Below are 23,132 nucleotides of genomic sequence, written 5' to 3'. Positions count from 1 at the left end.
ATCCCGAAGCAAGGGGCGGGGATTGGGGGCGTGGCTCCGCTCGGTTCAGGGGCGGCGGAGGGTGGCGCGCCAGCGGGGGATACCGGGGTCGGTGGGCATGACGACGCGTTCGAGGGACACCATCTCGAGGCCGTCCCGCGCGAACGACTCGACCTCCTCGCGCAGCAGCGGCCAGGGCGGGGTGTCGAGGGCGTCGCGATCGGCTGCCGGTCCGTCGTGGCCCGCGGCGATGACGAGCAGCGTGCCGCCGGGAGCGACGAGCGAGACGACCCCGCTGATCGCAGGGTCCCGCGGCGGCTCGGGCAGGGCCTGCACCGTCATGCTCTCCACGACGAGGTCGAAGCCGCCACGCCACGCCGCGGGCAGCGCGAGAAGGTCGCCCACGGCATACTCGACGAGGGAGTCCGGGAACCGCTTCTTCGTCTGCCCGACCGCGGCAGGTGATATGTCGAAAGCCGTTGTCGTGAAACCGAGCCCGGCGAGGTATTCGGAGTCGCGTCCGTAGCCCGCACCGACGACGACCGTCCGCCCGGTGGCTGGGGGCTGCTCGCGATCGACCCACTCGACGAGCAGGACATTGGGCTGACCGCGGTCCCAGGGCACCTCGGCCGCGCCAGCTCCGGCAGCGGTATACAGCTGGTCGAACCACGCCGTCGGGTCGGCGGCGTTCCGGGGGTCGGCGGCGAAGGACCGGGTCAGCTCGTCAGGGTTCACCCCACGAGTCTCCGACGTGCGGGACCCGTCAAGCCACCCACCGCTCCCGCCTTCTTGCTTCCGGAGTGACCGAAGTGGCGACAAAACCCCCAACTTCAGGCCATTCAGAAGCAACAAGCGGGGTTTGGGGGGGGTGGCGGCGGGGGGCTAGGTCGGGCTAGGTCGGGCTAGGTCAGGTGCGGAGCCACTCCGCGGCTTCGAGGGCGTAGTAGGTGAGGATGATCTGCGCGCCGGCGCGGCGGATCGAGGTCAGGGCCTCGAGGGCGCAGCGTTTGCGGTCGATCCAGCCGTTGGCGGCGGCCGCCTCGATCATGGAGTACTCCCCCGAGATCTGGTATGCCGCGACCGGCACCGTCGAGAGCGCGGCGGCCTCGGCGATGACGTCGAGGTAGGGCAGCCCGGGCTTCACCATGACGATGTCGGCCCCCTCGTCGAGGTCGAGCTGGATCTCGCGGATCGCCTCCGCGAGGTTGGCCGGATCCTGCTGGTAGGTCGAGCGATCGCCCTCGAGCGAGCTCTGCACGGCCTCACGGAAGGGGCCGTAGAAGCCCGAGGCGTACTTCGCGGCATACGCCAGGATGATGACGTCCTCGAAGTCGGCGCCGTCGAGGGCCGCGCGCACCACTGCGACCTGGCCGTCCATCATGCCGCTGGGCCCGACGACGTGGGCGCCGGCCCGCGCCTGGGCGACGGCCATCTCGGCGTAGCGGACGAGCGTCGCGTCGTTGTCGACCCGGCCGTGCTCGTCGAGGACCCCGCAGTGCCCGTGGTCGGTGAACTCGTCGAGACACAGGTCGGACATGAGGACCAGGTCGTCGCCGCACGCGGCGCGCACCCGGCGCAGCGCGACGTTGAGGATGCCGTCGGGGTCGGTCCCGCCGGAGCCGGTCGCATCCTTCTCCAGCGGCACCCCGAAGACCATCAGCCCGCCGATGCCGACGGCCACGCATTCCTTCGCCACCGCCTCGAGCGACTCGAGGCTGTGCTGCACGACCCCCGGCATGCTCGTGATCGGCACCGGGGCGGTCGCCCCCTCCTTGACGAAGACGGGCAGCACGAAGTTGCGCGGGTGGAGCCGCGTCTGCGCCACGAGGGCGCGGACCGCGGCGTTCTGCCGCAGCCTCCGCGGCCGGATGACGGGCACTACTTCGCCCGGCGCCGCGAGCTGGGCTTCTTCTCGCTCGGGCGACGCAACGGCTCGCCGGCCTCGGCGGCAGCGAGTGCGAGCCCGAGACCGTGCGCCGCCAACGCGTCGATGAGCGAGTCCGAGGACGCCTCGGGGGCGAGGACGTCGACCCGTAGCCCGTGCTCCTGTGCCGTCTTGGCGGTGGCCGGGCCGATGGCCGCGACGACGGTGGAGGGGTGCGGCTTGCCGGCGATGCCCACGAGGTTGCGCACGGTCGAGGACGAGGTGAAGACGACCGCGTCGAACTTGCCCGACTTGATGGCGTCACGCACCTCGGCGGCCGGCGGTGCGGCGCGCACGGTGCGGTATGCCGTGACGTCGTCGACCTCCCACCCCATCGCCTCGAGGCCGGCCACGAGGGTGTCGGTGGCGATGTCGGCCCGCGGGAGGAAGACCCGGTTGATGGGGTCGAGCACCGCGTCGTAGTCGGGCCACTCGGCGAGCAGCCCTGCGGCAGAATGGTCCTGGACCGGCAGGAGGTCGGGTATGAGGCCCCACTGGCGCAGCGCGTCGGCGGTGACACCACCCACGGCCGCGATCTTGAGGCCGGAGAACGCCCGCGCGTCCAGACCGAACTCGTCGAACTTCTCGCGCACCGCCCGCACCGCGTTGACCGAGGTGAAGCCGACCCACTCGTAGCGGCCGGTGACCAGGCCCTTGATCGCCCGTTCCATCTGCTGCGGGGTGCGCGGCGGCTCGACCGAGATCGTGGGGACGACGTCGGCGCTCGCGCCGTAGGACGCGAGGCGCTCGATCGTGGCGCCAGCCTGGTCCTTGGTGCGCGGGACGAGGACGTTCCAGCCGAAGAGCGGCTTGGTCTCGAACCACGACAGCTGCTCGCGCATCGCCACGGTCTGACCGACCACGGCGAGCGACGGGAAGCGGACCCGGGTCGCGCGCAGCAGCTCGGCGACCGCACCGAGAGTCGTGACGTGCGTGACCTGCTGGGTCGTCGTGCCGCGCTCGGTGAGCGCGACCGGCGTCTCGTCGGAGCGGCCGGCGTCACGCAGCGCCGCGAGGGCGCCGGCCAGGGTGTCCGGCATCCCGAGGATGACGACGGTGACGTGGTCGGGCACGGCCGGCGCCCAGTCGTGCTTGTGCTCGGCCGCATTGACGATGTGCACGACGCTGGAGGTGCGCGACGTGAGGGGCACCCCGGCATACGTGGGCACCGCGGTGACCGCGCTGACTCCCGGCACGACGTCGAAGCGGATCTCGGCCTTGCGCAGCGCCAGTGCCTCCTCGGCGAAGCCGTTGAACATCGCCGGGTCGCCGTCCATGAGGCGCACGACGAGGCCGTCGGGACCCACCGTCTTGGCCGCGCGCACCAGGATCTTGGCGCGCGAGGCGCGGGTCAGCTCCTCGCCGTGCTCGCCGTGCCCGGCGTCGATGATCTCCACGTCGGGCCGGGCGTGGCGCGCGACCATGTCGTCGCGGTTGACCTGGTCGATCACGAGGGCGTCGGCCGCGGCGAGGTAGTCGCGCGCACGCAGGGTGAGCAGTCCCGGGTCACCGGGTCCGGCGCCGACGAAGGCGACCCGACCGGGACGCTTGCTCCGTGCGGACGTGCTCTGGGAAGTGGTGATGCTCACGAGACCTGCTCCGAGTCGTGGTGGGGGCGTGCAGTGGCGGGGTCGGGATGCGCTCTCGGCGGTATGGGTACCCCGTCGGGCAGCTCGGGAAGCTCGACCCGTCCGGGGGGGTCGGGGTCGAGCGTGACGGCGAGGTCGGCCGCGCCGTCCTCGAGGAGGATCAGGGCGAGTCGCCGACCGAGGTCGGCCGGCTCGTCCACGGACCCGACGAGGGAGCGACGCAGCTCGGCGGAACCGTCCTCGGAGCCGACGAAGGCCCGCAGCGACAGCTCCACCCCGTCGACACCTTCGACGACCTCGGCCAGCGCGCCGATCGGCGCGGTGCACCCCGCCTCGAGCGCGGCCAGCAGGGCGCGCTCGGCGGTGGTCGTGGTCCGGGAGTCGGCGTCGTCGAGGGCCGCGAGCACGGGCAGGAGGTCGGTGCGGTCGGCGCGGCACTCGACGGCGAGGGCGCCCTGCCCGGGAGCCGGGAGGACCTGGATCGGGTCGAGCACCTCGGTGACCTCGGCGAGACGACCGATGCGCAGCAGTCCGGCGCGGGCGAGCACGACCGCGTCGCAGCGCCCCGAGGTGACGAGCCCGATGCGGGTGTCGACGTTGCCGCGCACCGGCCGCACGTCGAGGCCGAGGCCGAGGGCCCGCAGCTGCGCGGCCCGCCGCGGCGACCCGGTGCCGACGACGGCTCCCTCGGGGAGCTCGCCGAGGGTGAGGCCGTCGCGGGCGACGAGAGCGTCTCGCGCGTCGGCCCGCAGCGGGATCGCGGCGACGACGAGGCCGGGCTCGGGCACCACCGGCAGGTCCTTGAGCGAGTGGACGGCGAGGTCGATCTCGCCGGCGAGGAGCGCGTGCCGGATGGCCGCGCTGAAGACGCCGGTGCCCCCGATCAGGGTGAGGTGCTCCGAGCTCGTGTCGCCGTGGGTGGTGATCTCGACGAGCTCGACGGCATGGCCCGCGGCCCGCAGCTGGTCGGCGACGAGGGTCGACTGGGTCATCGCGAGGGTGCTGCGACGGGTGCCGAGACGGAGCATCATGACTCTCCGCCCCCGGAATCCGTTGTCCCACGGCCCTGCTGGACTCCTGCGACACCGGTCGTCCCGGGCACCGCAGGGCTCGCAGGGGGAACCGAGACGGCGGCCACGTCGTAGGGGTCGAGGTCGAAGAGCTCGCGCAGTGCCGCCGCGTAGTCGCCGCCGTGACCCTCGCTGGTCAGCTCCTTGATGCGCACGGTCGGCTTGTGGAGCAGCTTCTCGACGATGCGGTGGACCGTGCGCTGCATCTCGGCGCGGGTCACCGCATCGATGTCGGGCAGCTTCTGGTCGAGCCTCGCCATCTCCGCGTCGACGACCTCGTGCGCCCGCGAGCGCAGGGCCGCGACGGTCGGCAGGGCCGCCTGCTCCATCCGGCCGGTGAGGTATGCCGCGACCTCGGCGGTCACGAGGTCGGTCACCGCCTGCACCTCGGGGAGGGTCGAGGTCGCGGCGTCGTCCGCGAGGCGGGCGCCCAGGTCGTCGAGCCCGATCACGCTGACACCGTCGAGGAGGGCGACCTCGGGGTCGACGTCACGCGGCAGGGCGAGGTCGAGGAAGACCTGGCGCCCGACACGGGCGCCGGCAGAGGCATCGGCCGTGACGCTCCCGCGGGCCGCCGCCACCTGGGCAGCGGTCACGAGGTAGCCGAGCGATCCCGTCGAGGTGATGACGACGTCTGCGTGCGCGAGCGCCGCGTCGAGGTCGGCGAGCGGCCGGGCCTGCACGTCGGCGGTCCCGGCCAGGGACCCGGCGAGCCGGTGGGCCTTCGCCTCCGTGCGGTTGACGATGGTGAGCTGCCCGACCCCGCGGCGGGCGACCGTCGTCGCCGCGAGGCTGCTCATGCCGCCCGCGCCGACGACGAGGACGCGGGCCGTGGACAACGGACCGAGCATCTCGGCAGCAGCCTCGAGGCCCGCTTCGACGAGCGAGTGGCTGACCCGGTCGATGGCCGTCTCAGCGTGCGCCCGCTTGCCGACGCGCAGGGCCTGCTGGAACAACGAGTTCAGCGACGGTCCGGCCGTGCCGGCGCGCTGGGCGCTCCGCAGTGCCTCACGCAGCTGGCCGAGCACCTGGGCCTCGCCGACGGCCATCGAGTCGAGCCCGCAGGCGACCGCGAACGCGTGCGCCACGGCGCGGTCCTCGAAGTGCACGTAGAGGTGCGAGCTGAGGTCGCCGATCGAGACCCCGGCAGCGGCACCGAGGACCTCGCCGATCGCGGCGACCGCGCCGTGGAAGGTGAGCGACTCGGCATACACCTCGAGGCGGTTGCAGGTGGAGACGACGACGACCTCGCCGATGGCGTCGGACGCCTTGACCTGTTCCACCAGCACCGCCGGGTCGGTCGCGGCGGCGGCCTCGAGCAGCGAGAGCGGAGCGGTGTGGTGCGACAGGCCGATGACGAGGACGCTCACCGCGCCACCCCCAGCTCGGGTGGGAGGCTCTTGCGCTGCTCGTGGAAGGCCAGCACGTGGAGCTCGGTCGAGAGGTCGACCCGGCGCACGTCGACGTCGTCCGGGACGACGAGCACGAGCGGGGCGAAGTTGAGGAGCGAGCGGACCCCCGCCTCCACCAGGGCGTTGCAGACGCTCTGGGCCGAGGCGGCCGGGGTGGCGATCACGCCGATGGTGATGCCGCGTTCACGCACGAGGAGGGCGAGGTCGGTCATCGGGCTGATAGGCAGGTCGGCGACGAGCGCACCGGCCAGCGCGGCGTCCTCGTCGAAGACCGCGGCGACGTGGAAGCCGCCGGTGGCGAACCCGCTGTATGCCGCGAGCGCGCGACCCAGGTTGCCCATCCCGACGATCGCCACGGGCCAGTCCTGCGTCAGCCCCAGCGCCCGCGAGATCTCCAGGGCGAGGTGCTCGACCTCGTAACCGACCCCCCGGATGCCGTAGGACCCGAGGTGACTGAGATCCTTGCGGAGCTGGGTCGAACGCACCCCCGCGGCCTGGGCCAGCTCTTCGGAGGAGACCGAGGAGATCCCGCGGTCGGCGACGTCCGAGAGGGCGCGGAGATACTCGGGCAGCCGGGCAACCGTCGCGTCAGGAATGTCCCGACGGATCGCGGGGTCGGCGGACACAGTCGCTCACCGGCTCCTTTCACTGGTGGCCGGGCCGGTGGACGTCCGGATGAGGACGTCGTCCGGGCAGGACCGGAGCGCGTGGATCTCCCTAGCGTAAGCGTTTGTGAACGCGGGCACAAAGTTGCGCAGGCAGCACCGACGTGCTCCGCCAGCCTCCCCCGCGCACGCTGTGACTGGACTCACGGCAGGCGGGGCCTCTGGCGCCCTTATCGGGACGTTTCAGGAGGTCAGAGCGGCCGTCAGCCGCTCAGCGGACACCCGGAAGAAGTCGTGCTGCACCCCGTCGACGAGGGTCACCGGGATCTGCTCGGCATAGCGGGCCCGCAGCTCCGCGTCGTCGTCGATGGACAGCTCCCGCCACCCGACGCCCTGCCGGGCGGCCACCGCCTCGATGACGACCCTGGCGTCATCGCACAGATGGCATCCCGGACGGCTGACGAGGGTGATCCTGGCGCGCGGTCCGGGCAGTTCCGTACTCATGACCACATTGTGCCGGGTGCGCGTGGGGAGCGAGGCAGACAACCGCTGTCAAAAGGGGGACAATACGGGCGATGCCCCTGTCCCTGCCGAAGCCCCGAACCCCGCGTCGACGACATGGGGGCGTCGCGGGGTGGGTCGGGCCGGCCGTCGCGGTCGAAGGGGTCGCCGCCGCGATCGGGTCGCTCGGCCCGGCGGGGACCGTCGGACACGCGATGGGGCCCACCACCGAGCGCTTCCTCCAGGACCTGCGGATGGCGCTCAGCGTCGCCGATCGGGCCGACACCGGAACCGGAGCCGGCACGGGCGCGACGGGGCCGCGCGGCGACATACCTGCGGGGTCGATGCCGGCCGGGCTGGACCGGGTAGCGGCACTGGTGGAGCTCGCCCAGCGGGGCGACGGCGAGGCGTTCGGCCAGCTCTACGAGCTCTACGTCGACACGGTCTACCGCTACGTCTACGCGCGGGTCGGATCACGGCAGACCGCCGAGGACCTCACCTCGGAGACGTTCATCCGCGGACTGCGGCGGATCGACTCCTTCTCGTGGCAGGGCCGCGACATCGCTGCCTGGTTCATCACCATCGCCCGCAACCTCATCACCGACAACGCGAAGTCGGCGAGGTTCCGGCTGGAGGTGACGACGGCGGACATGTTCGACGCCGACACCAGCGTCGAGGCGCCCGACACCGAGGTGCTCGAGCGGATGCGCGACACGCGTCTCGTCGAGGCGGTCCGGGTGCTGAAGCCCCAGCAGGCCGAGTGCCTGGTGCTCCGGTTCTTCCAGGGCCTGTCCCTGGCCGAGACCGCCGAGGTGCTCGCCACGTCGGAGGGCGCGGTGAAGCAGCTGCAGCTGCGGGCGGTCCGCGCCCTGCGGCGCGAGATCGGTGACGAGGTGCTCTGAGATGACGACACCCCCCACCCCTGGTTCGATGGCGCCCGCACCCCCCACCCCAGGTTCGCGCGTAACCTGCCACCCCTCCGCTCGTTGTCCCGGTGACCACCCGCCGCGCGGTCTCGGGACGACCGAGCGCCACGTCGGCCGACCGGCCCGACGTCTCCGCGGACCGCTGGAATCTGCACCCGAGGAGGGATCGTGGTCGCGTTGAGCCGCACGCGCGACCTGCTCGAGCGCGTCATCGTCGGCGAGGAGATGACCGACCCTCGGGTCGCCGACCTCGTGCCCACGGTCCGGGCCCTCGCCTCCGTCGACATCGGGTGTCACCCCGACCCCGCCTTCGTCGCCGCCCTCGGGGCACGGCTGCTGGCCGAGGCCAGGTCGCTGCCCGTCCGGGCCGTCGATCCCGCGCCGACACGTCCGTCCCGGTCGACCACCGGTGGGGGCACCGCCCGCGGGTCGCAGCCACCCCAGGGCCCGCACCCCGTCATCATCTTCGTCGGCCACGGCTGGCCACGCTTGCTGGCAGGCGTCGCGGCGTCGCTCATCGCGGTCGCCTCGATCGTCGGGGTCGTCTCCCGCTCCGCCCTTCCGGGTCAGGCGCTTTACCCCGTCAAGCAGGTGCTCGACACCGCTGCCGTCGACCTCTCGGGATCCGACTTCGACAAGGGGCAGACCCTCCTCGGCCAGGCCGAGGGCCATGTCGCCGATGCGGCCCAGCTGGTCATTGGCCCGTCGCCCACCGCGGACGACGTCAACACCGCGCTCGCCGCCGCCATCGACACGACCACGCGTGGACAGGTGCTGCTCGACCAGGCCTACGTCAACGACCGGCAGGACCGGGCACTGACGGTGCTGCGCGACTTCTCGGCCCGACTCATCCCCCGCGTCGACGCCCTGACGGACCGTGTGCCACCGGGATCCGTGGCTTCGCTCCAGCGCCTGCGCGCTCTGCTCGGCCGCGTCCAGGCCAGTGCCACCTCGGCGCTGGCCGGCTGTCAGACCTGCGGGGACGCCGGGGTCACGGCTCGTGCCGGCCTGCCCGGCGCGGCCCCCGGCGTCCAGGGTGCCGGGTCGTCCCCCTCTGTGTCCCAGGGCATCTCAGCCGGTGCGGACCCCGGTGGCGCCGCGGCAACCACGGCCACCACGGCCCCGCCCGCAGCCACGATCACCGCCGGTGCTCCGGGTGCTCCAGCGATCCCCGGCGTCGGGAGCGTCGCTGGCGTCCCGGGCTCGTCCGGAGCCCGGGGACCTGGCGGCAGTGCGGGCGTGGGCGGGTCCAACGGCGGGTCCAACGGCGGAGTCGGTGTTGGCGTAGGTGTCGGGGTCGGCGGCGTGAGTGTCGGGGTCAGGTCCGGCGGCGTCGGGGTCGGCCCGACGGGCGGCGGGGGCGTCGGCGTTCACCTTCCGGGCGCTACCGCGACGGTCGGGGTGCCCAGCGTGACGGCCGGTGGCGGGGGGATCGGGGTCGACGGCGGCGGAGTAGGCGTCGGCCTGCCCAGCGTCACGGTCACACTGCCCCTGCCCGGCCTCACCCTCGGCGGCGGAGGGATCGGGGCCGGCGGCGGCGGAGTAGGCGTCGGCCTCCCCAGCGGAACCATCAGCGTGCCCCTGCCGGGCCTCACCCTCGGTGGCGGCGGTCTCGGCGTCGGAGGGCTCGGCGTCGGAGGCAACGGCGCTGGTAAAGCGACCAACGGAACCGGCGGCATACCGGTGATCAGCACCACCTGCGTCCTCATCCTCTGCCTGCCCTGACCGGGCGCTGGCGGGCGCTGAGGGGCGCTGGCGGGCGCTGGCGGGCCCTCACGGCATACCGCGCCCTGGTCCCCGTGGTCGAGGTCGCGCACCTGGGTCCCCGACCTCACAGCAGATGCGCGACCTCGGCGGGTTGGCTCAGAGGAAAACCGGCTCAGAAGAAGACGGAGCGGCGCTGCATGAGCAGCGAGTAGAGCGTCTGCTGGATGGTCTCGCGGATCTGGTCGGTGAGGTCGAACACCAGCATCGGGTCGTCAGCCGCGCCGGCGCGCAGGCTGTCGGTCTGGACCGGGACCCCGAACTCGATGATCCACTTGCTGGGCAACGGGATCAGCCCGAGCGGGCCGAGCAGGGGCCAGGTCGGGGTGACCGGCGCATACGGGGCCCCGAGCAGCCGGGCAAGGGTCCTCATGTTGCCGATGATGGGGTAGATCTCCTCGGCGCCGACGATCGAGCAGGGGATGATGGGTACCCCGGCGCGGATCGCCGCCGAGACGAAGCCGCCGCGGCCGAACCGCTGCAGCTTGTAGCGCTCGGAGAACGGCTTCCCAACGCCCTTGAAGCCCTCCGGCCACACCCCGACCAGCTGGCCCTCGCCCAGCAGGCGCTCCGCGTCGGGGTTCGTCGCGAGCGTCGTGCCCGACTTGCGGGCCAGCTGGCCGACGACCGGCGTCGAGAAGACGAGGTCGGCGCCGAGCATCCGCAGGTGGCGGTGGGCCGGGTGCTCGTCATGGACCGCGACCTGGGTCATGAGGGAGTCCATCGCGACCGTCCCGGAGTGGTTCGCGACGACGAGGCCCCCGCCCGCGGCCGGGATGTTCTCGATCCCGCGCACCTCGACCCGGAACCACGAGCGGTAGAGCGGACGCAGCAGCGGGAGATAGACCCCGAGGGTGAAGTCCTCGTCGAAGCCGAACTCGTCGATCGTGAAGTCGCCGGTGAGACGCCGTCGCAGGAACGCCAGGGTGCCGGCAACCTGCGCCTCGACCTCCTCCGGGGCGATCCCGGTCGCCGACGCGACGGTGCGCAGGGCAGCGACGGCCGCCACGAGCAGGTCCTCGAAGCCCGGGCGGATGGAGGTCTCGAGCGCCGGCACGGTGGGCGGCGTGGGGACGGTGAGAGCAGCGACGCCGAGGTCGGGCACGGCCTGAAGGGTGCGACGGGTGCGCTTCGTGGCCCGCTTGGCGGCACGGCTCGCCGCCCCGGGACGCCGGGTGGGGCGGGGGGTGGGGTCGACTCGGGTCCCGGACCGGGCGAACGCCGAGGCGCTCGGCGCCGTGGGCCGTGGCTCCGGGTGCGGCCGGTGCTTTCCCGTATGCCGGGCCGTCTCGTCCGCCTCGCCTGCGTCGCCCCCGTCGCCCGCGTCATCCGCGGTGCTGTCGCGAACCGCGGAGCCCGGCCGGTGGTGAGGCGGGGAGGCCAGCGGGGCCGACGCGAGGGGCCCGTCGGGCCGGACGAGAAGCGCTTCCTCGGCCGGTGGGAGCGTCGAGACGATCTGGGACGGCGCCAGTAGCGGCGTCCGGGTCCGGCGGGCGCGCTCGCCGCTCGCCCGGGCCGCCCCGGCGGCCAGGGCGTCCCGTCCCTTGGCCCGGGTGGGTTCGCGTGTGGTCGCCATCAGTCGGTCCTCCCTGTGGTGAGCGCGTGCCCGAGTGCCGAGACGGCCGAGCTCGCGACCTCGCCGACCACGCCGACGCCGGGCACCGGCGCACCCAGGTGGCGGGCGTAGTCGGCGAAGGCCTGGCGCGTCGTGTGGGTCGGCTCGAAGTGCAGGACCTGACGCATCCGGGTGGTGTCGAGGCCGCGCCCGTGGGCGAGGAACTCCATCTGGTCGGCCGAGAAGTCGGCCAGGCCGGCCCGCTTCACGAAGCGGTCCAACAGCCCGGCCGCGGCCATCGGCAGGGGCACGATCGGGCGGCCGACGAGCGCCGCCGCCTGGGCCACGCTGATGACGCCGTCACCCGCGACGTTGACGATGCCCACGGCTTCTGGCGCCGCGCAGGCGGCCATCAGGGCCGAGGTCGCGTCGACCTCGTGGACGAACTGGAGCCGGGCGTCGAAGCCGAAGGGGACGGGGATGGCCGGCAGCGAGAAGTAGTCGGTGAGGGAGGTACGGATGCCGGGACCGATGATGTTCGCCAGCCGCAGCATCGAGATGCCGACCTCGGGGCGACGGCGCGAGAACCCGCGCACATACCCCTCCACCTCGACGGAGTCCTTGCCGAAGCCCGTGCGGGGCATCGAGCGGGGCTGCATGTCCTCGGTGAACATCGCCGGGTCCCGCGGCGAGGAGCCGTAGACCGCGGCCGAGGACTTGACCACCAGCCGCGTCAGCGTGGGGGCCTTCTGGCAGGCGGCGAGCAGCTGCATGGTGCCGATGACGTTGATCTCCTTCTGGGAGACCCGTCCGCCGGCGGTGATCGGCGTCGCGATGACGTTCATGTGGACGACCGTGTCGACCCCGGCCTGCGTGATGATCTTGCCGATCATCGGGTTGCGGATGTCGGCCCGGACGAACTCGGCTCGCCCGATGGAGTGCGACGGGGAGATCACGTCGACCCCGATGATGCGCTCGACGTCGGTGTCCTTGCTGAGGGCCTGCGCGAATGCCCCGCCGAGGTAGCGCGAGACCCCGGTCACGAGAACGACTGACGGCACCGGCACACCTCCTGGCACTCGGGGGAGCGGACCTTTCGATCCTAGCGGGGGCTCAGTCCTTCCCGTGCCGGCGGCGCAGCGACCACATCTGGGGTGCGCGCTCGATCTCCACCGCGACGTCCCACGACACCCCGCCCGGAACCGTCTCCCGGCGGAAGCTGGCGACCGTGCGCCGGGCCAGGTCGGGGTCGGCGGCGACCCGGGTCGCGAGCGCCAGGGCCCGCTCCTCGACCTCCGCGTCGTCGTATGCCGCCCAGGCCAGCCCCAGCGCGACGGCCCGCTCGCCGTCGACCTCCTCGCCGAACAGCCCCATGGCGGCGGCAGCCTCGCGACCCCCCGCCCGGTTCAGCAGGGTGAAGTGCCCGCCGCCGGGGTGGATCCCGAGCTGGGCGAACCCCGGCAGCAGCCGGGCGGTGCGCGAGACGATGCGCAGGTCGGTGGCCAGCGCCAGGTTGAGGCCGGCACCGACGGCCGCGCCGCGCACGGCGGCCACGGTCGGGATGCCGATCGCCCCGACCACGGTGAACGCCTCGTAGACGGCCCCGAGGTTGCGGTAGCTGGTGTCCTCGACCGGATCCACGCCCGCGGCGGCGAGCACGCCGCGGACGGCACCCGCACAGAAGTGCGGCCCACCGGACAGGACGAGCGCCCCGACCTGCGAGTCGTTCTCGGCTGTGCGCGCCGCCTCGGTGAGCAGCAGGGCCATCTCGACCGACAGGGCGTTGCGCCGCTCCGGGGCGTTGAGGGTGAGGCGGGCGACCCCGTTGCTCACGGCGTACAGGATCTCGCTGGTCGTGCTCATCCGCCTGCCCTCCAGGTAAGGCCCACAAACCCGACGAACCCCCGCCGAGGTGCGGCGAGGGTTCGTGGTCCGCGCTGGGTGCGCGCCTGCGTCGTCTTCTTGTCGGGACGTCTACTTCTTGTTGCGACGCTGGTGACGCGTCTTGCGCAGCAGCTTGCGGTGCTTCTTCTTCGCCATCCGCTTGCGGCGCTTCTTGATCACTGAGCCCATGGAACATCCTTGCGTTCGGAAAAGGTGCGAGAAAAATCGTGTCGCGACGGTGACACGGTGGGTTGAGCAACGCACCACGTCGAACGTGTCCCCCGGACTCTACCGTCTGCCAGAGGCCACCCCAAACCGCCGGGGTCCTGCTGGAGTCTGCGGACGCGGGCGATCAGGCCGTGTCGACGTAGGAGTCGCGCAGATACTTGTGCACGGCGTCCTCGGGCACCCGGAACGAGCGGCCCACGCGAACGGCCGGGAGCTCGCCGGCGTGGACGAGACGGTAGACCGTCATCTTCGACACCCGCATGATCGAGGCGACCTCGGCGACGGTGAGGAAGTGCACCTCGGCGAGCTGACGCTCCTTGGACATGTATGACCTCGATCTCTCGCACGCGAACCAGTGCCGGCTTCCCCTCCGGCGGAGGACTGAAGCGTGCCAAATCACACTGTAGAGGCCCCTGTGACGGTTGGGAAGTGGGTGAACGGACGGTTCGGGGCGAATGCAAGGCGACACGCCGCAGAGATCGGGGCGAAAACACCGAGGAGCGTCAGGTCCAGCAGACCAGAACGGGGTCAGTCGAACCAGACGTCGAGGCCGTGCAGCGGGAAGGTCGCCTGACGGGTCGCCATGATCGCGCGGTCGACATCGCTCTCGGGGTCGTAGCCGAGGTCCCAGGAGCGCCACCACAGCGGGCCGGCGTCCACCGGCCGGTCACCCATCCGCGTGGGCGCGGGTCGCCCGGCCAGCGCCTGCACGTGCGCGCGCCAGACCTCGGGCACCGGCTCGGTGACCGCGATGGGTCGGTGCTCGGCGATCGCCGTGAGGTGGGTCCAGGTGCGGGGGACCACGTCGATGACCTCGTAGCCGCCGCCGCCGAGCGCCACCCACTTGCCGTCGCAGACCGCGTGCGCCAGCCGGTGCAGCTCCTCGGCCGCTGAGCGCTGCGCATCCACGGACAGCGCGAGGTGCGCGAGGGGGTCCTGGGCGTGGGTGTCGCAGCCGTGCTGGCTGACGAGCACCTGGGGCGAGAAGGCCCGCACGAGAGGGAGGACCGCGGCGTGGAAGGCCCGCAGCCACGCGGCGTCGCCCGTGCCCGGGGGCAACGACACGTTGACCGCGTTGCCGATCGCGTCCGCCCCACCGATGTCGGTCGCCCATCCGGTGCCGGGGAAGAGTGCCCGGCCGGACTCGTGGATGGAGATCGTGAGGACCCGCGGGTCGTCCCAGAAGATCCGCTCGACGCCGTCACCGTGGTGGACGTCGATGTCGACGTAGGCGACCCGCTCGGCTCCGTGGTCGAGCAGCCACTGGATGCCGACGGCGACGTCGTTGTAGATGCAGAAGCCGGAGGCCCCGCCTCGCATCGCGTGGTGCATCCCCCCGCAGAAGTTGACCCCGTGCTCGGCCCGTCCGGTCCAGACCGCCTCGCAGACGTCGCGGGTGCCGGCGGCGATGCGTGCACTCGCGACGTGCATGGCGGCGAAGGCGGGGTCGTCCTCGGTGCCGATCCCCCACTGGCCGTCGGCCTCCTCGGGATGCGCCGCGGCCGCCTTGACCCCGGCGATGTAGTCCCGGTCGTGGACCGTGGCGAGCAGGTCGTCGTCGGCCACCTCGGGTTCGACGAGCTCGACGTCGTCGTGGTCGAACAGGCCGAAGGCCTCGCAGAGTCGCGCCGTCAGCGCGAGCCGGACGGGCGACATGGGGTGTTCAGGGCCGAAGTCGTAGGCCGTGAAGCTCGGGTCCCAGACCACTACAGCCTGCGTTGGCATGGTGGTGACGCTACCTCCCCGATGGCCCGCGCGAAGGACTACGCGACAACTACCGCACCGGCGCACGGGGCGAGGACCCAGGTGTGCCGCCGGCCCCGACCGTGTCACGCTGGCGGCAACGGCGACGGCGGGCTGCCGACCGGCGGACGAGGGGAGTGGCGATGGACGTGGGTCGCGCGTCCTCCCACCCGAGCCGTAGGACGCTGGTCCTCGGCGGGGTCGGTGCCCTGGCCCTCGGGAGCACCGTCGGCGGCACGATGCTCTGGCGGTCACGGCACGCGGAGGTCCCGCTCCTCTCGGAGACGGTGGCGGTCGAGTCGACGGGGTCTGCGGTCGCGGTGGCGCCGGGGGACGCGGCAACCGTCCTTCCCGGCACTCGCGTGCTGCGTCGCGCTCCCGGCGCCGCGGCTCTCGCCGTCGACGAGCAGCATTGGCTCGACTCGGGATCGGCGTGGACGCATACGGCTGGCACGACCGGTGACCTGGCCCGGGGCGCCCTGCTCGACCTCCGGGCACTGACCCTCCCCTCCGGCCTACCCGTCGCGGGCTGGGCACCGGCCTGGCGCTACGTCTGGCCGCGCGACTGCGCCCACGTCGCGGCGGCGCTGGCCGCCACAGGGCACGTGGACGAGGCGCTCCCGAGCCTGCGCTTCCTCGCCCGGGTTCAGGCCGCCAACGGCTCGTTCGAGGCGCGCTACCTCCCAGACGGCTCCGGGCCACCAGACCACCGGGCGGGGCAGCTCGACGGCGTCGGGTGGGCGCTGTGGGCGACGGCGAGGGTGACCGACGCGCTGCCCCCCGACCGGGCTGCGGCCCTGCTCCGCGAGCTGCGGCCGATGATCGACAGGGCCACCGACCTCGCGCTCTCGTCCACCCGCGACGGCCATGCCCTGCCGCCGGCCTCCCCGGATTACTGGGAGGTTGCCGAGACCGCGGTGACGCTCGGCACCGTCGCCCCGTTGGCGGCCGGACTTCATTGCGCAGCAACGCTTTACGAGCGGCTCGGTGAGGTCGACCGGCGGCGGCAGTCGGCTGACGCGGCGGCCGCGTCGACGGAGTTGATGATGGAGCGGTTCGGCGCGCAGGGCTTCCCCCGGCACCTCGGCGCCGACGACCCCGACGCGGCGATCGCCTTCGTCGGGCCGCCCTACGGGCCGGACGTCCCGGCTACGACCGCGGCCGTCGCGCGGGCCCTCCCCGGGAGCGAGATCCGCATGCGTCGGCCGGCAGGCGGTGTGGCGCCGGGCGCCTCCTGGAAGGACGACGGCACGAGCTGGACCCCCGAGACGGCGCTCGTCGCCCTGGCGTATGCCGGGTCGGGCCGTCCCGCCGACGCGCGGCGGATGCTCGGGTGGCTGGCCGAGCATCGCACCGCGGCGGGCTCGCTGCCGGAGAAGGTCCTCCACGACGGGCGCCCTGCGGCGGTGGCCCCGCTCGGCTGGACCGCCTCGCTCGTGCTGCTGACGCTGGCGCGGTTGGAGCACGAGGACGGCTGAGGCGGGCCGCTCGGGACCTGGCCGCGCCAAGGGTGCCCTCTCGCGACAGGGAAAACCGAGTGGTCAGGTCCGGTCGATCTGGGACCCTCAGACCGACCGGAGCTGACCTCTCGCCAAACGGCGCGGCATACCGACGCCAAAGGTGCCCTTTGGCGGAGCGACGCGAGCCGACGCCAAAGGTGCCCTTTGGCGGAGCGACACGGCCCGCTCAGCCCACCGGAACCGTCCGCCGGGCCGACGTGATCGGCTCGTCCACAGGCCGGCCGATCCGGAAGACCGAGAGCACCCGCGATGAGCCCGGCTCCTGTCCCGCCGCGCGATCGACGGCCACGGCGAACGGACCGGCCGTCGCGGGCGCGTCCACCAGGACGCTGACCGGATGGGTGCGAAGCCCCCGAGCCCCCGCGGCCAGCCAGACCCGCAGCAGTGCCCGGCCGAGGTCGGCGACGTCCTCGGGCCGAGCGGCCAGCTCGACCGGCGCGTGGAACGCGACGACGGTCCCCCGGCCGTCGATCTTCGAGGCGGCGCCGAGGACGGAGGGGCCGCCCGCGCGGCGCAGGAGCGGCCAGACCCGGGGCGACAGGGCGACGCGCAGCGCACCCGCCTGCGCCGGGGAGAGCGCTAGCGCGACGTCTGACAGCCCGTCCTCGCGATAGCGCGGGTCCCCGTGATCGAGCCGGAGCCAGTGGCGGAGCTCGTCGACGAGCGCTGGCGGCTCGTAGCTCCAGCGGTCGGCGACCGGGAGCAGGTCGTCGACGACGGCGCCCGGCACGACCGTCAGCGACGCACCGGTCCCCGCCAGACCCGCGGCGGCAGCCATGGCGTCCACGTCCGCGATCGTCGCCCACGGCGCGGCATACGGGCCTCGGGCGGAGTGCCGCTCAGCAAGGTCCTCGGACGTGAAGTGGCGTGTCAAGAGCGGCTGCTCGACGAGTCGGCCGGCGATGGACCGGCGGGTCGAGACGTCCCACTCCACGCCGACCCCGACCTCGTCCGAGGCGGCCGCGATGACGACCGACTCGGCGAAGGCACCCAGCGACAGCCACAGGTCGCGGCGGGTCGGGTCGCCGACGTGCAGCTCACGCGTCGGGTCCCAGCCGAGGACGAGCGCGTCGCCCTCGGCACCGGCGTCGGCTTCGGCACGCAGGGTCCACGGCTGGGTGTTGTGCGCCGACGGCGCCCGCCGGAACGCCGGCTCGAGGGCGAGCACCCTTGTCCCCCAGTCGCTCACGTCAGATCCCGTCGATAGAACGTCGTGCCGTGCAACGGCCGGCCACCCATCCGCACGTACTGCGCCGCCGATGCCGGGTTGTCGGTCCCGACGAACGTCGAGCGCAGCGTGCGGTAGCCGCCGACCCGTAGCCCCCGGAGCAGCTCGCGCGAGAGCGCGGTGAGATAGCCCTGCCCCTGGGCGTGCGGGACGGTGCCCTTGATGATGAGGATCGCGTCGCGGCGGTAGCGCCCCCGGGTGGCCAGCAGCGCGAGCTGGTCGCGCATTCCGAGCCGGCCGTCCCGGGCCATCACGAACTCCGAGATGTCAGGGACGACGAGGACGAAGGCGACCGGTTCGTCGCGGCGGGTCAGCCAGAGGACCAGGGCCTCGTCGAGGAGGAAGTCGAGGCCGTCGGTCGCGTCGGCCAGCTCGGCCGCGCTGATCTGGGTGTAGTAGTCGAGCTGGGCGAAGGCGGCGTTGAGCATCCCGCGCAGGACCGGCAGCTGCTTCGCGAGTCGGAACCGGCTGGCATGGTGGACCTCGAGCCCTTCGGCGTCCCAACGCTCTTCGTCGAACCTGAACGTCAGGTCGGGGTCGAGCTCCCCGATGTCGTCGCAGATCCAGGTCTGTCCCTCGAAGACCGGGGAGAAGCCGAGTGACGCGTAGGCAGCGGGATAGGTCGGCGGGTTCCACGGCGAGTCGACGAACCCCCGCTCGTCGAACCCCGACGTGATCACCCCGCCGGTCTGGTTGGGCAGCAGGCCGACCGGTCCGAGGAGCGCGTCGCGTCCGGCCGACCGGGCCTGCGTCTCGATCTCGCCGACGAGCCGGGCGAGGACGCTCGCGTCGGCGAACTCGGTCAGCCCGAAGAGCTGCACGTCGGCGCCGAGCCTGTCGTCGAACGCAGGGTTGTGGTGCAGCAGGGTCCGCCCGACGACCTCGCCGAGCGGGTTGCGGACGAGATGGAGACGCACGGGTCCGTATGCCGCCTGGGCGTGCTCACCGGCATACCACCCCCTGATCGTCGGCTCCAGGGTCGGGACGTAGCGCCCACGGCCGTGGAGCCGCGCCGGGAGCGCGATGAACTCGGCGAGCTGCTCGTCGCTCGTTACCTGCTCGGTGGTCGTGGTGCGCTCGTCCGTCAGGCGATCTCGCTCGAGGCGTCGTCCACCGGCCGGGGGCCTTGGTCGCCCGGCAGCCGCGTGTAGTCCTCGATGTGCGACATGCTCTGGTCCTCGGCTCGCCAGATGCCGTTGGTGTAGCCGCGCTCGTCGACGGAGTAGAGCCGGATGAAGCCGGCGGTGGCGTGCTCCGACGTCCCGTCGGCGACCCAGCGCATCAGCTTCCGGTGCTCGGGCAGCCTTGCGACAGCGAGGAGCTGGTCCATCGTGTCGAAGTAGGCCATGGTGCCCAGGGTGAAGGGCGGCTCCCAGTAGACGTGGTGCCAGCAGTAGCCGGGCAGCGCCGTCATCCGGCGCACGAACGGCTTCCAGGTGCGCGAGAGGGTCCACCAGTCGCGCGGCCCGTTGTAGCGGGTCGAGCCGATGAACATCGCGGTGGCCTGGGCGCGACGCGGGGCCCGAGAGAAGTCGGTGGTGCGCATCAGGCGCCCTTCCTCAGGTAGACCTTCTTGATCTTGCTGCCACCGCCGACGAAGGGACCGGTCCTGAAGCCGTGGACCCTCATCGTGATCTGGGTGGAGCTCGCGTCCTCCTCGACCGACTGGCGGAAGTCGCGGCTGACGTCGAGCAAGTGGGTGACGACCCCCTTCTGGCAGGTGGTCGTTAGCTGCTCGCGCGCCGCTTCGTCGAGCTGGACCCCCTGTCGCAGCTGGAGGTTCACCACCGGGCGGGCGTCGAGCTGGGCCGTCTCCTCGAGGGTGAGCATGAAGCCCTCGAGCTGACCGGCGAGCGGGTTGCCGAGGTAGAGGCCGTACTCGACGTCCTGCGGATAGATGTTGGCGCCCATGAAGCTCACCGTCGAGTCCTTGCGGCCGAAGAGGACGAGCAGCGGCAGTCGCATCCGGTGGACGGCCTGCGCGCGCTGCATCCCCGCGACGTGCTCGGGGAACTGCGCGACGAGCCGCTCGACCTGGGGGAAGGTCAGCAGCATCGCCTCGTCGCCGATGTTGTAGCGCAGCTTGGGGCTGAGGATCGCCGTCGAGTTCAGCGTGCAGAGCAGCTCGTCGTCCTCGTTGGTCTCGAGGTAGGTCTCGAGCGGGTTGTACTGGAAGATCATCGGGATCCGGGACTCGTCGGCCCCGATCACCGCGGCCCGCAGCTCCGGGTCGGCGACGATCTGGTCGCGCAGCCAGACCGTCAGCCGGCTCTCCGCACCGATGCCGATGGTGAGGTCGGAGGCGCCGTAGCCGGACAGCACTGAGACGAAACGCTCCTCGCAGTAGTCGCGCAGCGCCTCGGTCATCCCTTCGCCGCCGACCATCGCGTACATCTTGTGGGCGTCCCAGTCGAAACCGTTCTCGTCGAGCCGGTCGCGCAGGTCCTTGAGGAACGGCGGGTAGGCCGTGACGAGGTAGTCGTAGCGCGTCCCGAAGTGCGTGAGGGTGTCGACGATCTTGTCGAGGTCGGGGCCGGTGTTCTTCACCATCGCGATCTTCGCCATCGCGATGCCGGTGTTGGTGCCGGTCGCCCACGCCCCCTGGGAGTAGGCGTTGATGACGAAGAGCCGGTGGTGCGGGAAGACCTGCGTCGTGAATCCGGCGACGTTGCGGTGGATGGTGTCGAGCTCGCGCTTGCCCCGGACCCAGTTGTAGGGGACCCCGGACGAGCCCGACGACTCGTCGACGACGGTGCCCACGCGCTCGAGCCGGCCGTCCCAGCACCGCTCCTCCTCGGAGTAGGCCGTGACGTAGGACTCCTTGCTCGTCGGCGGATAGGACGTGAGGTCCCACCACCGGAAGCGATAGCCGTTCTTGCGCAGGTGATCCTGGTATGCCGGGACGTCGAGGGCCGCGAACTGGCACGTCATCCACGCGTGGAGACGCGCGAACCGCCCCATCGCCGGGTGGTAGTTGCGCGCGGTCCACCGCCACACGGCCGGGTGGATCTTGTAGAGCCCGTAGACCTCGGTGAGCACGAGCGCGCTCCCGCGCAGGGCTCCCCGGCGCGCCCATCCGAAGGGCGTGGACTTCCAGATCCGCATCATCACGCCGTATCGATCCGGGACCCCTGCGACCGCCGGGGAGGGCGGCATACCCGCGGTCCGGGCCGGTTCCTGTGACTGCATGGGGAGACCATACGGGCTCCGGGCCCGCAGAATCAGGGCCGAACAGTCAGAGCCGGAAGCCTGCCCCGCGGTCGGCGCCGAGCGGCAGGGTCATCGCGATCTCCTGCTCCCCGCTCTCCTCGCCGCTCGGGCTGCGCATCGCCCGGCGGTAGTCGGTGGGCCGGAAGCCCATCCCGCTGGCGAAGGCCACCGCCCGGCCGTTGTCGGTGCCGACCCAGTAGGCGATGTGGCTCTTGCCCTCGGAGCGCGCCTGCCGGGCACCGGCCTCGACGAGCATGGTCGCGACACCCGTCCCCCGGGCCTCGGGACGCACCCAGAGGCCGAAGATCTCGGCGATCTCGGGCACCGGCCCCTCCTCGCCGCGGGCCTGACCGACATTCACGAGACCGAGCAGCCGGCCGTCCGGCGCCTCCGCGACGAGGCGCGCCGACCGGCGCAGGCGGAGCCGCCAGAAGTCCTCGTCGTAGGCCTCCTCCTCGGCGTAGCCCGACGCGAACGCGTCGGGCGACTCCGCGAGGGCCTCCAGCCTGATCCCCCGGAAGTCCTGCCAGTCGTCCTCGCCCAGAGGGCGCACGGCTACGTCGCTCATGGGGCTACCTTCGCACGGCCGTCGCCGCTCCGGTAGCCGAGAGCGGTCCACACCATCGCCCGTTCCTCGAGCTCGGCGCGGCGCGGGTGCGGGCTGCTCGCTCCGGTGAAGACGAACCCCATCCGCTCGTAGAGCCGGATGGCGGGGGCGTTGGAGCTCGTGACCTCGAGGTGGATCCGACGCCTGCCCTCGCGGACGGCTGCGTCCTGGACCGCGGTGACGAGCCGCTCGCCGACCCGTTGACCGCGGGCGCGCGGAGCGACATACATGGCAATGAGATTCGTCTCGTCGGGGTCGGGTTCTCTCCCGGGCCACAGGCCCACCGATCCCACCGGCTCCCCGTCCAGCGTGGCCATCACGTGGAAGGTCCCGACGATCCGCTCGCGCCACTGGGCCTCGTCCATCGCCGCCGCCTCGGCGTGGGTCGTCCAGAAGGCGTCCGGGGAGTCGAGCAGCATCTCGAGCCGCAGCGCGCGATGGGTCTCCCACTCGTCCGGTGAGACCACGTGCAGCTCAACCTCCCCCGCGCGGTCGGTCATCCGCCCGCTCAGTTCTGGCCCGACGCGAGCTCCGAGGAGCGCTGCGCGGCCGCCTCGATCGCCGTGATGAACGCGGCACGCACCTTGTGGTCGTCGAGCTGGCGCAGCGCCGCGACGGTCGTGCCGCCGGGCGAGGAGACCCGCTCGCGCAGGATGGTGGGGTGCTCGCCGGTCTCCTTGAGCATCGTCGCGGCGCCGAAGAGGGTCTGGACGACGAGCTCGTTGGACGTGGCCCGCGGGAGCCCGAGGACGACGCCGGCCTCGACCATCGCCTCGACGACGTAGAAGATGTAGGCCGGTCCGCTGCCGGAGATCGCGGTCACCGCGTCCTGGTACTTCTCGGGGACGTGGACGACCTTGCCGCAGGACTCCAGCAGCGCCTGCGCCGCGTCGAGGTGCTCGGTGGTGCAGTGCTGTCCCGGCGAGATCGCCGCCATCCCCTGGTCGACGAGGGCCGGCGTGTTGGGCATGACCCGCACGACCGACGAGCCGTCGGGCAGGCGCGACTCGAGGAACTCGGTGGTGATGCCGGCCGCGAGCGACACCACGAGGTCGCCCGGGGCGACGTGGTCGTGGATCTCGGCCAGCAGCCCGTCCATGTCCTGCGGCTTGACGACGAGGACGAGCACGTCGGCGAGAGAGGCGGCTTCGGCGTTGTCGACGACCTTGACGCCGTACCTCCCCGTCAGCACCGCGGCGTGGTCGGGCCGGCGCTCGGTGATGACGAGGTCGGCCACCGCGCGCCCGGAGCGGATCAGCCCCGACAGCAGCGTCTCGCCCATCACGCCCCCGCCGAAGATCGCGGTCGTCGTCATCGTCGTCACCCTTCGTCGGTCACCCTCGCGGTGGGACACCCAGTATGCCGGGGTGCCGCGGCGGCATACCGG

Annotated in this window: 23 protein-coding genes; 3 read left to right on the top strand and 20 right to left on the bottom strand. The window is 72.4% G+C overall.

Annotated features, from left to right (window positions below; genetic code table 11):
* Positions 1 to 45: 45 nt before the first annotated feature.
* The 7 genes from Q0R63_RS17255 to Q0R63_RS17225 form a co-directional block, all read right to left on the bottom strand.
* The gene (locus Q0R63_RS17255) at positions 46 to 714 is read right to left on the bottom strand and encodes a class I SAM-dependent methyltransferase (protein ID WP_295700007.1); all 669 of its coding nucleotides are present in this window, start codon (positions 712 to 714) and stop codon (positions 46 to 48) included.
* Positions 715 to 886: 172 nt separating this feature from the next.
* Entirely contained in the window at positions 887 to 1,858 is a 972-nt protein-coding gene (gene hemB / locus Q0R63_RS17250; RefSeq protein ID WP_295700004.1) for a porphobilinogen synthase, read from the bottom strand.
* Entirely contained in the window at positions 1,858 to 3,492 is a 1,635-nt protein-coding gene (locus Q0R63_RS17245; RefSeq protein WP_295700002.1) for a bifunctional uroporphyrinogen-III C-methyltransferase/uroporphyrinogen-III synthase, read from the bottom strand. Before Q0R63_RS17245 ends, hemB begins: the two co-directional genes overlap by 1 nt.
* Complete coding sequence (gene hemC, locus Q0R63_RS17240; RefSeq protein ID WP_295699999.1) at positions 3,489 to 4,523, bottom strand: hydroxymethylbilane synthase; 1,035 nt, start codon at positions 4,521 to 4,523, stop codon at positions 3,489 to 3,491. The genes Q0R63_RS17245 and hemC overlap by 4 nt, the downstream gene beginning before the upstream one ends.
* Entirely contained in the window at positions 4,520 to 5,932 is a 1,413-nt protein-coding gene (locus tag Q0R63_RS17235) for a glutamyl-tRNA reductase (RefSeq protein ID WP_295699996.1), read from the bottom strand. Before Q0R63_RS17235 ends, hemC begins: the two co-directional genes overlap by 4 nt.
* Complete coding sequence (locus Q0R63_RS17230) at positions 5,929 to 6,600, bottom strand: redox-sensing transcriptional repressor Rex (protein ID WP_295699994.1); 672 nt, start codon at positions 6,598 to 6,600, stop codon at positions 5,929 to 5,931. Before Q0R63_RS17230 ends, Q0R63_RS17235 begins: the two co-directional genes overlap by 4 nt.
* Positions 6,601 to 6,822: 222 nt before the next feature.
* Positions 6,823 to 7,083: a glutaredoxin family protein gene (locus Q0R63_RS17225; protein WP_295699991.1), complete on the bottom strand. Its 261-nt coding sequence runs from the start codon at positions 7,081 to 7,083 to the stop codon at positions 6,823 to 6,825.
* Positions 7,084 to 7,154: 71 nt separating this feature from the next.
* Between Q0R63_RS17225 and Q0R63_RS17220 the strand changes: the two genes are divergently transcribed.
* Positions 7,155 to 7,982, top strand: a complete 828-nt coding sequence (locus tag Q0R63_RS17220) for a sigma-70 family RNA polymerase sigma factor (protein WP_295699988.1) — start codon at positions 7,155 to 7,157, stop codon at positions 7,980 to 7,982.
* A gap of 192 nt (positions 7,983 to 8,174) precedes the next feature.
* Positions 8,175 to 9,731, top strand: coding sequence for a hypothetical protein (locus Q0R63_RS17215; protein ID WP_295699984.1), 1,557 nt, complete (start codon positions 8,175 to 8,177; stop codon positions 9,729 to 9,731).
* 154 nt (positions 9,732 to 9,885) lie between these two features.
* Here Q0R63_RS17215 and Q0R63_RS17210 read toward each other — a convergent pair whose 3' ends face one another.
* The 6 genes from Q0R63_RS17210 to Q0R63_RS17185 form a co-directional block, all read right to left on the bottom strand.
* Positions 9,886 to 11,346, bottom strand: a complete 1,461-nt coding sequence (locus Q0R63_RS17210; protein ID WP_295699982.1) for a lysophospholipid acyltransferase family protein — start codon at positions 11,344 to 11,346, stop codon at positions 9,886 to 9,888.
* Positions 11,346 to 12,386 (bottom strand): NAD-dependent epimerase/dehydratase family protein, encoded by a 1,041-nt coding sequence (locus Q0R63_RS17205; protein ID WP_295699978.1) that lies wholly within the window; start codon positions 12,384 to 12,386, stop codon positions 11,346 to 11,348. Before Q0R63_RS17205 ends, Q0R63_RS17210 begins: the two co-directional genes overlap by 1 nt.
* Positions 12,387 to 12,438: 52 nt before the next feature.
* On the bottom strand, positions 12,439 to 13,188 hold the full coding sequence (locus tag Q0R63_RS17200; protein ID WP_295699976.1) for an enoyl-CoA hydratase-related protein: 750 nt from the start codon (positions 13,186 to 13,188) through the stop codon (positions 12,439 to 12,441).
* Positions 13,189 to 13,299: 111 nt separating this feature from the next.
* On the bottom strand, positions 13,300 to 13,398 hold the full coding sequence (locus Q0R63_RS17195; RefSeq protein WP_003792170.1) for an AURKAIP1/COX24 domain-containing protein: 99 nt from the start codon (positions 13,396 to 13,398) through the stop codon (positions 13,300 to 13,302).
* 163 nt (positions 13,399 to 13,561) lie between these two features.
* Complete coding sequence (locus Q0R63_RS17190; protein ID WP_295699973.1) at positions 13,562 to 13,762, bottom strand: helix-turn-helix domain-containing protein; 201 nt, start codon at positions 13,760 to 13,762, stop codon at positions 13,562 to 13,564.
* A gap of 203 nt (positions 13,763 to 13,965) precedes the next feature.
* Positions 13,966 to 15,162 carry an acetoin utilization protein AcuC gene (locus Q0R63_RS17185; RefSeq protein ID WP_295699970.1) on the bottom strand — a complete coding sequence of 399 codons (1,197 nt, stop codon included), beginning with the start codon at positions 15,160 to 15,162 and terminating at the stop codon, positions 13,966 to 13,968.
* A 161-nt stretch (positions 15,163 to 15,323) separates the two neighbouring features.
* Between Q0R63_RS17185 and Q0R63_RS17180 the strand changes: the two genes are divergently transcribed.
* Positions 15,324 to 16,658 (top strand): glycoside hydrolase family 15, encoded by a 1,335-nt coding sequence (locus Q0R63_RS17180; protein ID WP_295699968.1) that lies wholly within the window; start codon positions 15,324 to 15,326, stop codon positions 16,656 to 16,658.
* Between the two features lie 208 nt (positions 16,659 to 16,866).
* Here Q0R63_RS17180 and Q0R63_RS17175 read toward each other — a convergent pair whose 3' ends face one another.
* From Q0R63_RS17175 to proC, 7 genes are all read right to left on the bottom strand, one after another.
* The gene (locus Q0R63_RS17175) at positions 16,867 to 17,889 is read right to left on the bottom strand and encodes a hypothetical protein (RefSeq protein WP_295699965.1); all 1,023 of its coding nucleotides are present in this window, start codon (positions 17,887 to 17,889) and stop codon (positions 16,867 to 16,869) included.
* The gene (locus Q0R63_RS17170) at positions 17,886 to 18,845 is read right to left on the bottom strand and encodes a hypothetical protein (RefSeq protein WP_295699963.1); all 960 of its coding nucleotides are present in this window, start codon (positions 18,843 to 18,845) and stop codon (positions 17,886 to 17,888) included. Before Q0R63_RS17170 ends, Q0R63_RS17175 begins: the two co-directional genes overlap by 4 nt.
* 167 nt (positions 18,846 to 19,012) lie before the next feature.
* Positions 19,013 to 19,474, bottom strand: coding sequence for a DUF4188 domain-containing protein (locus Q0R63_RS17165; RefSeq protein WP_295699960.1), 462 nt, complete (start codon positions 19,472 to 19,474; stop codon positions 19,013 to 19,015).
* Positions 19,474 to 21,117 (bottom strand): phenylacetate--CoA ligase family protein, encoded by a 1,644-nt coding sequence (locus Q0R63_RS17160; RefSeq protein WP_295699957.1) that lies wholly within the window; start codon positions 21,115 to 21,117, stop codon positions 19,474 to 19,476. The genes Q0R63_RS17165 and Q0R63_RS17160 overlap by 1 nt, the downstream gene beginning before the upstream one ends.
* Before the next feature lie 46 nt (positions 21,118 to 21,163).
* Entirely contained in the window at positions 21,164 to 21,706 is a 543-nt protein-coding gene (locus Q0R63_RS17155) for a GNAT family N-acetyltransferase (RefSeq protein WP_295699954.1), read from the bottom strand.
* Entirely contained in the window at positions 21,703 to 22,245 is a 543-nt protein-coding gene (locus Q0R63_RS17150; RefSeq protein WP_295699951.1) for a GNAT family N-acetyltransferase, read from the bottom strand. The genes Q0R63_RS17155 and Q0R63_RS17150 overlap by 4 nt, the downstream gene beginning before the upstream one ends.
* A gap of 8 nt (positions 22,246 to 22,253) precedes the next feature.
* Positions 22,254 to 23,060, bottom strand: a complete 807-nt coding sequence (gene proC / locus Q0R63_RS17145; protein ID WP_295700054.1) for a pyrroline-5-carboxylate reductase — start codon at positions 23,058 to 23,060, stop codon at positions 22,254 to 22,256.
* Positions 23,061 to 23,132: the final 72 nt, after the last annotated feature.

Origin of the sequence: Lapillicoccus sp. (assembly GCF_025353065.1) — a bacterium.
Taxonomy (GTDB): domain Bacteria; phylum Actinomycetota; class Actinomycetes; order Actinomycetales; family Dermatophilaceae; genus Lapillicoccus.
This window is presented reverse-complemented; position numbering and strand designations above follow the sequence as displayed.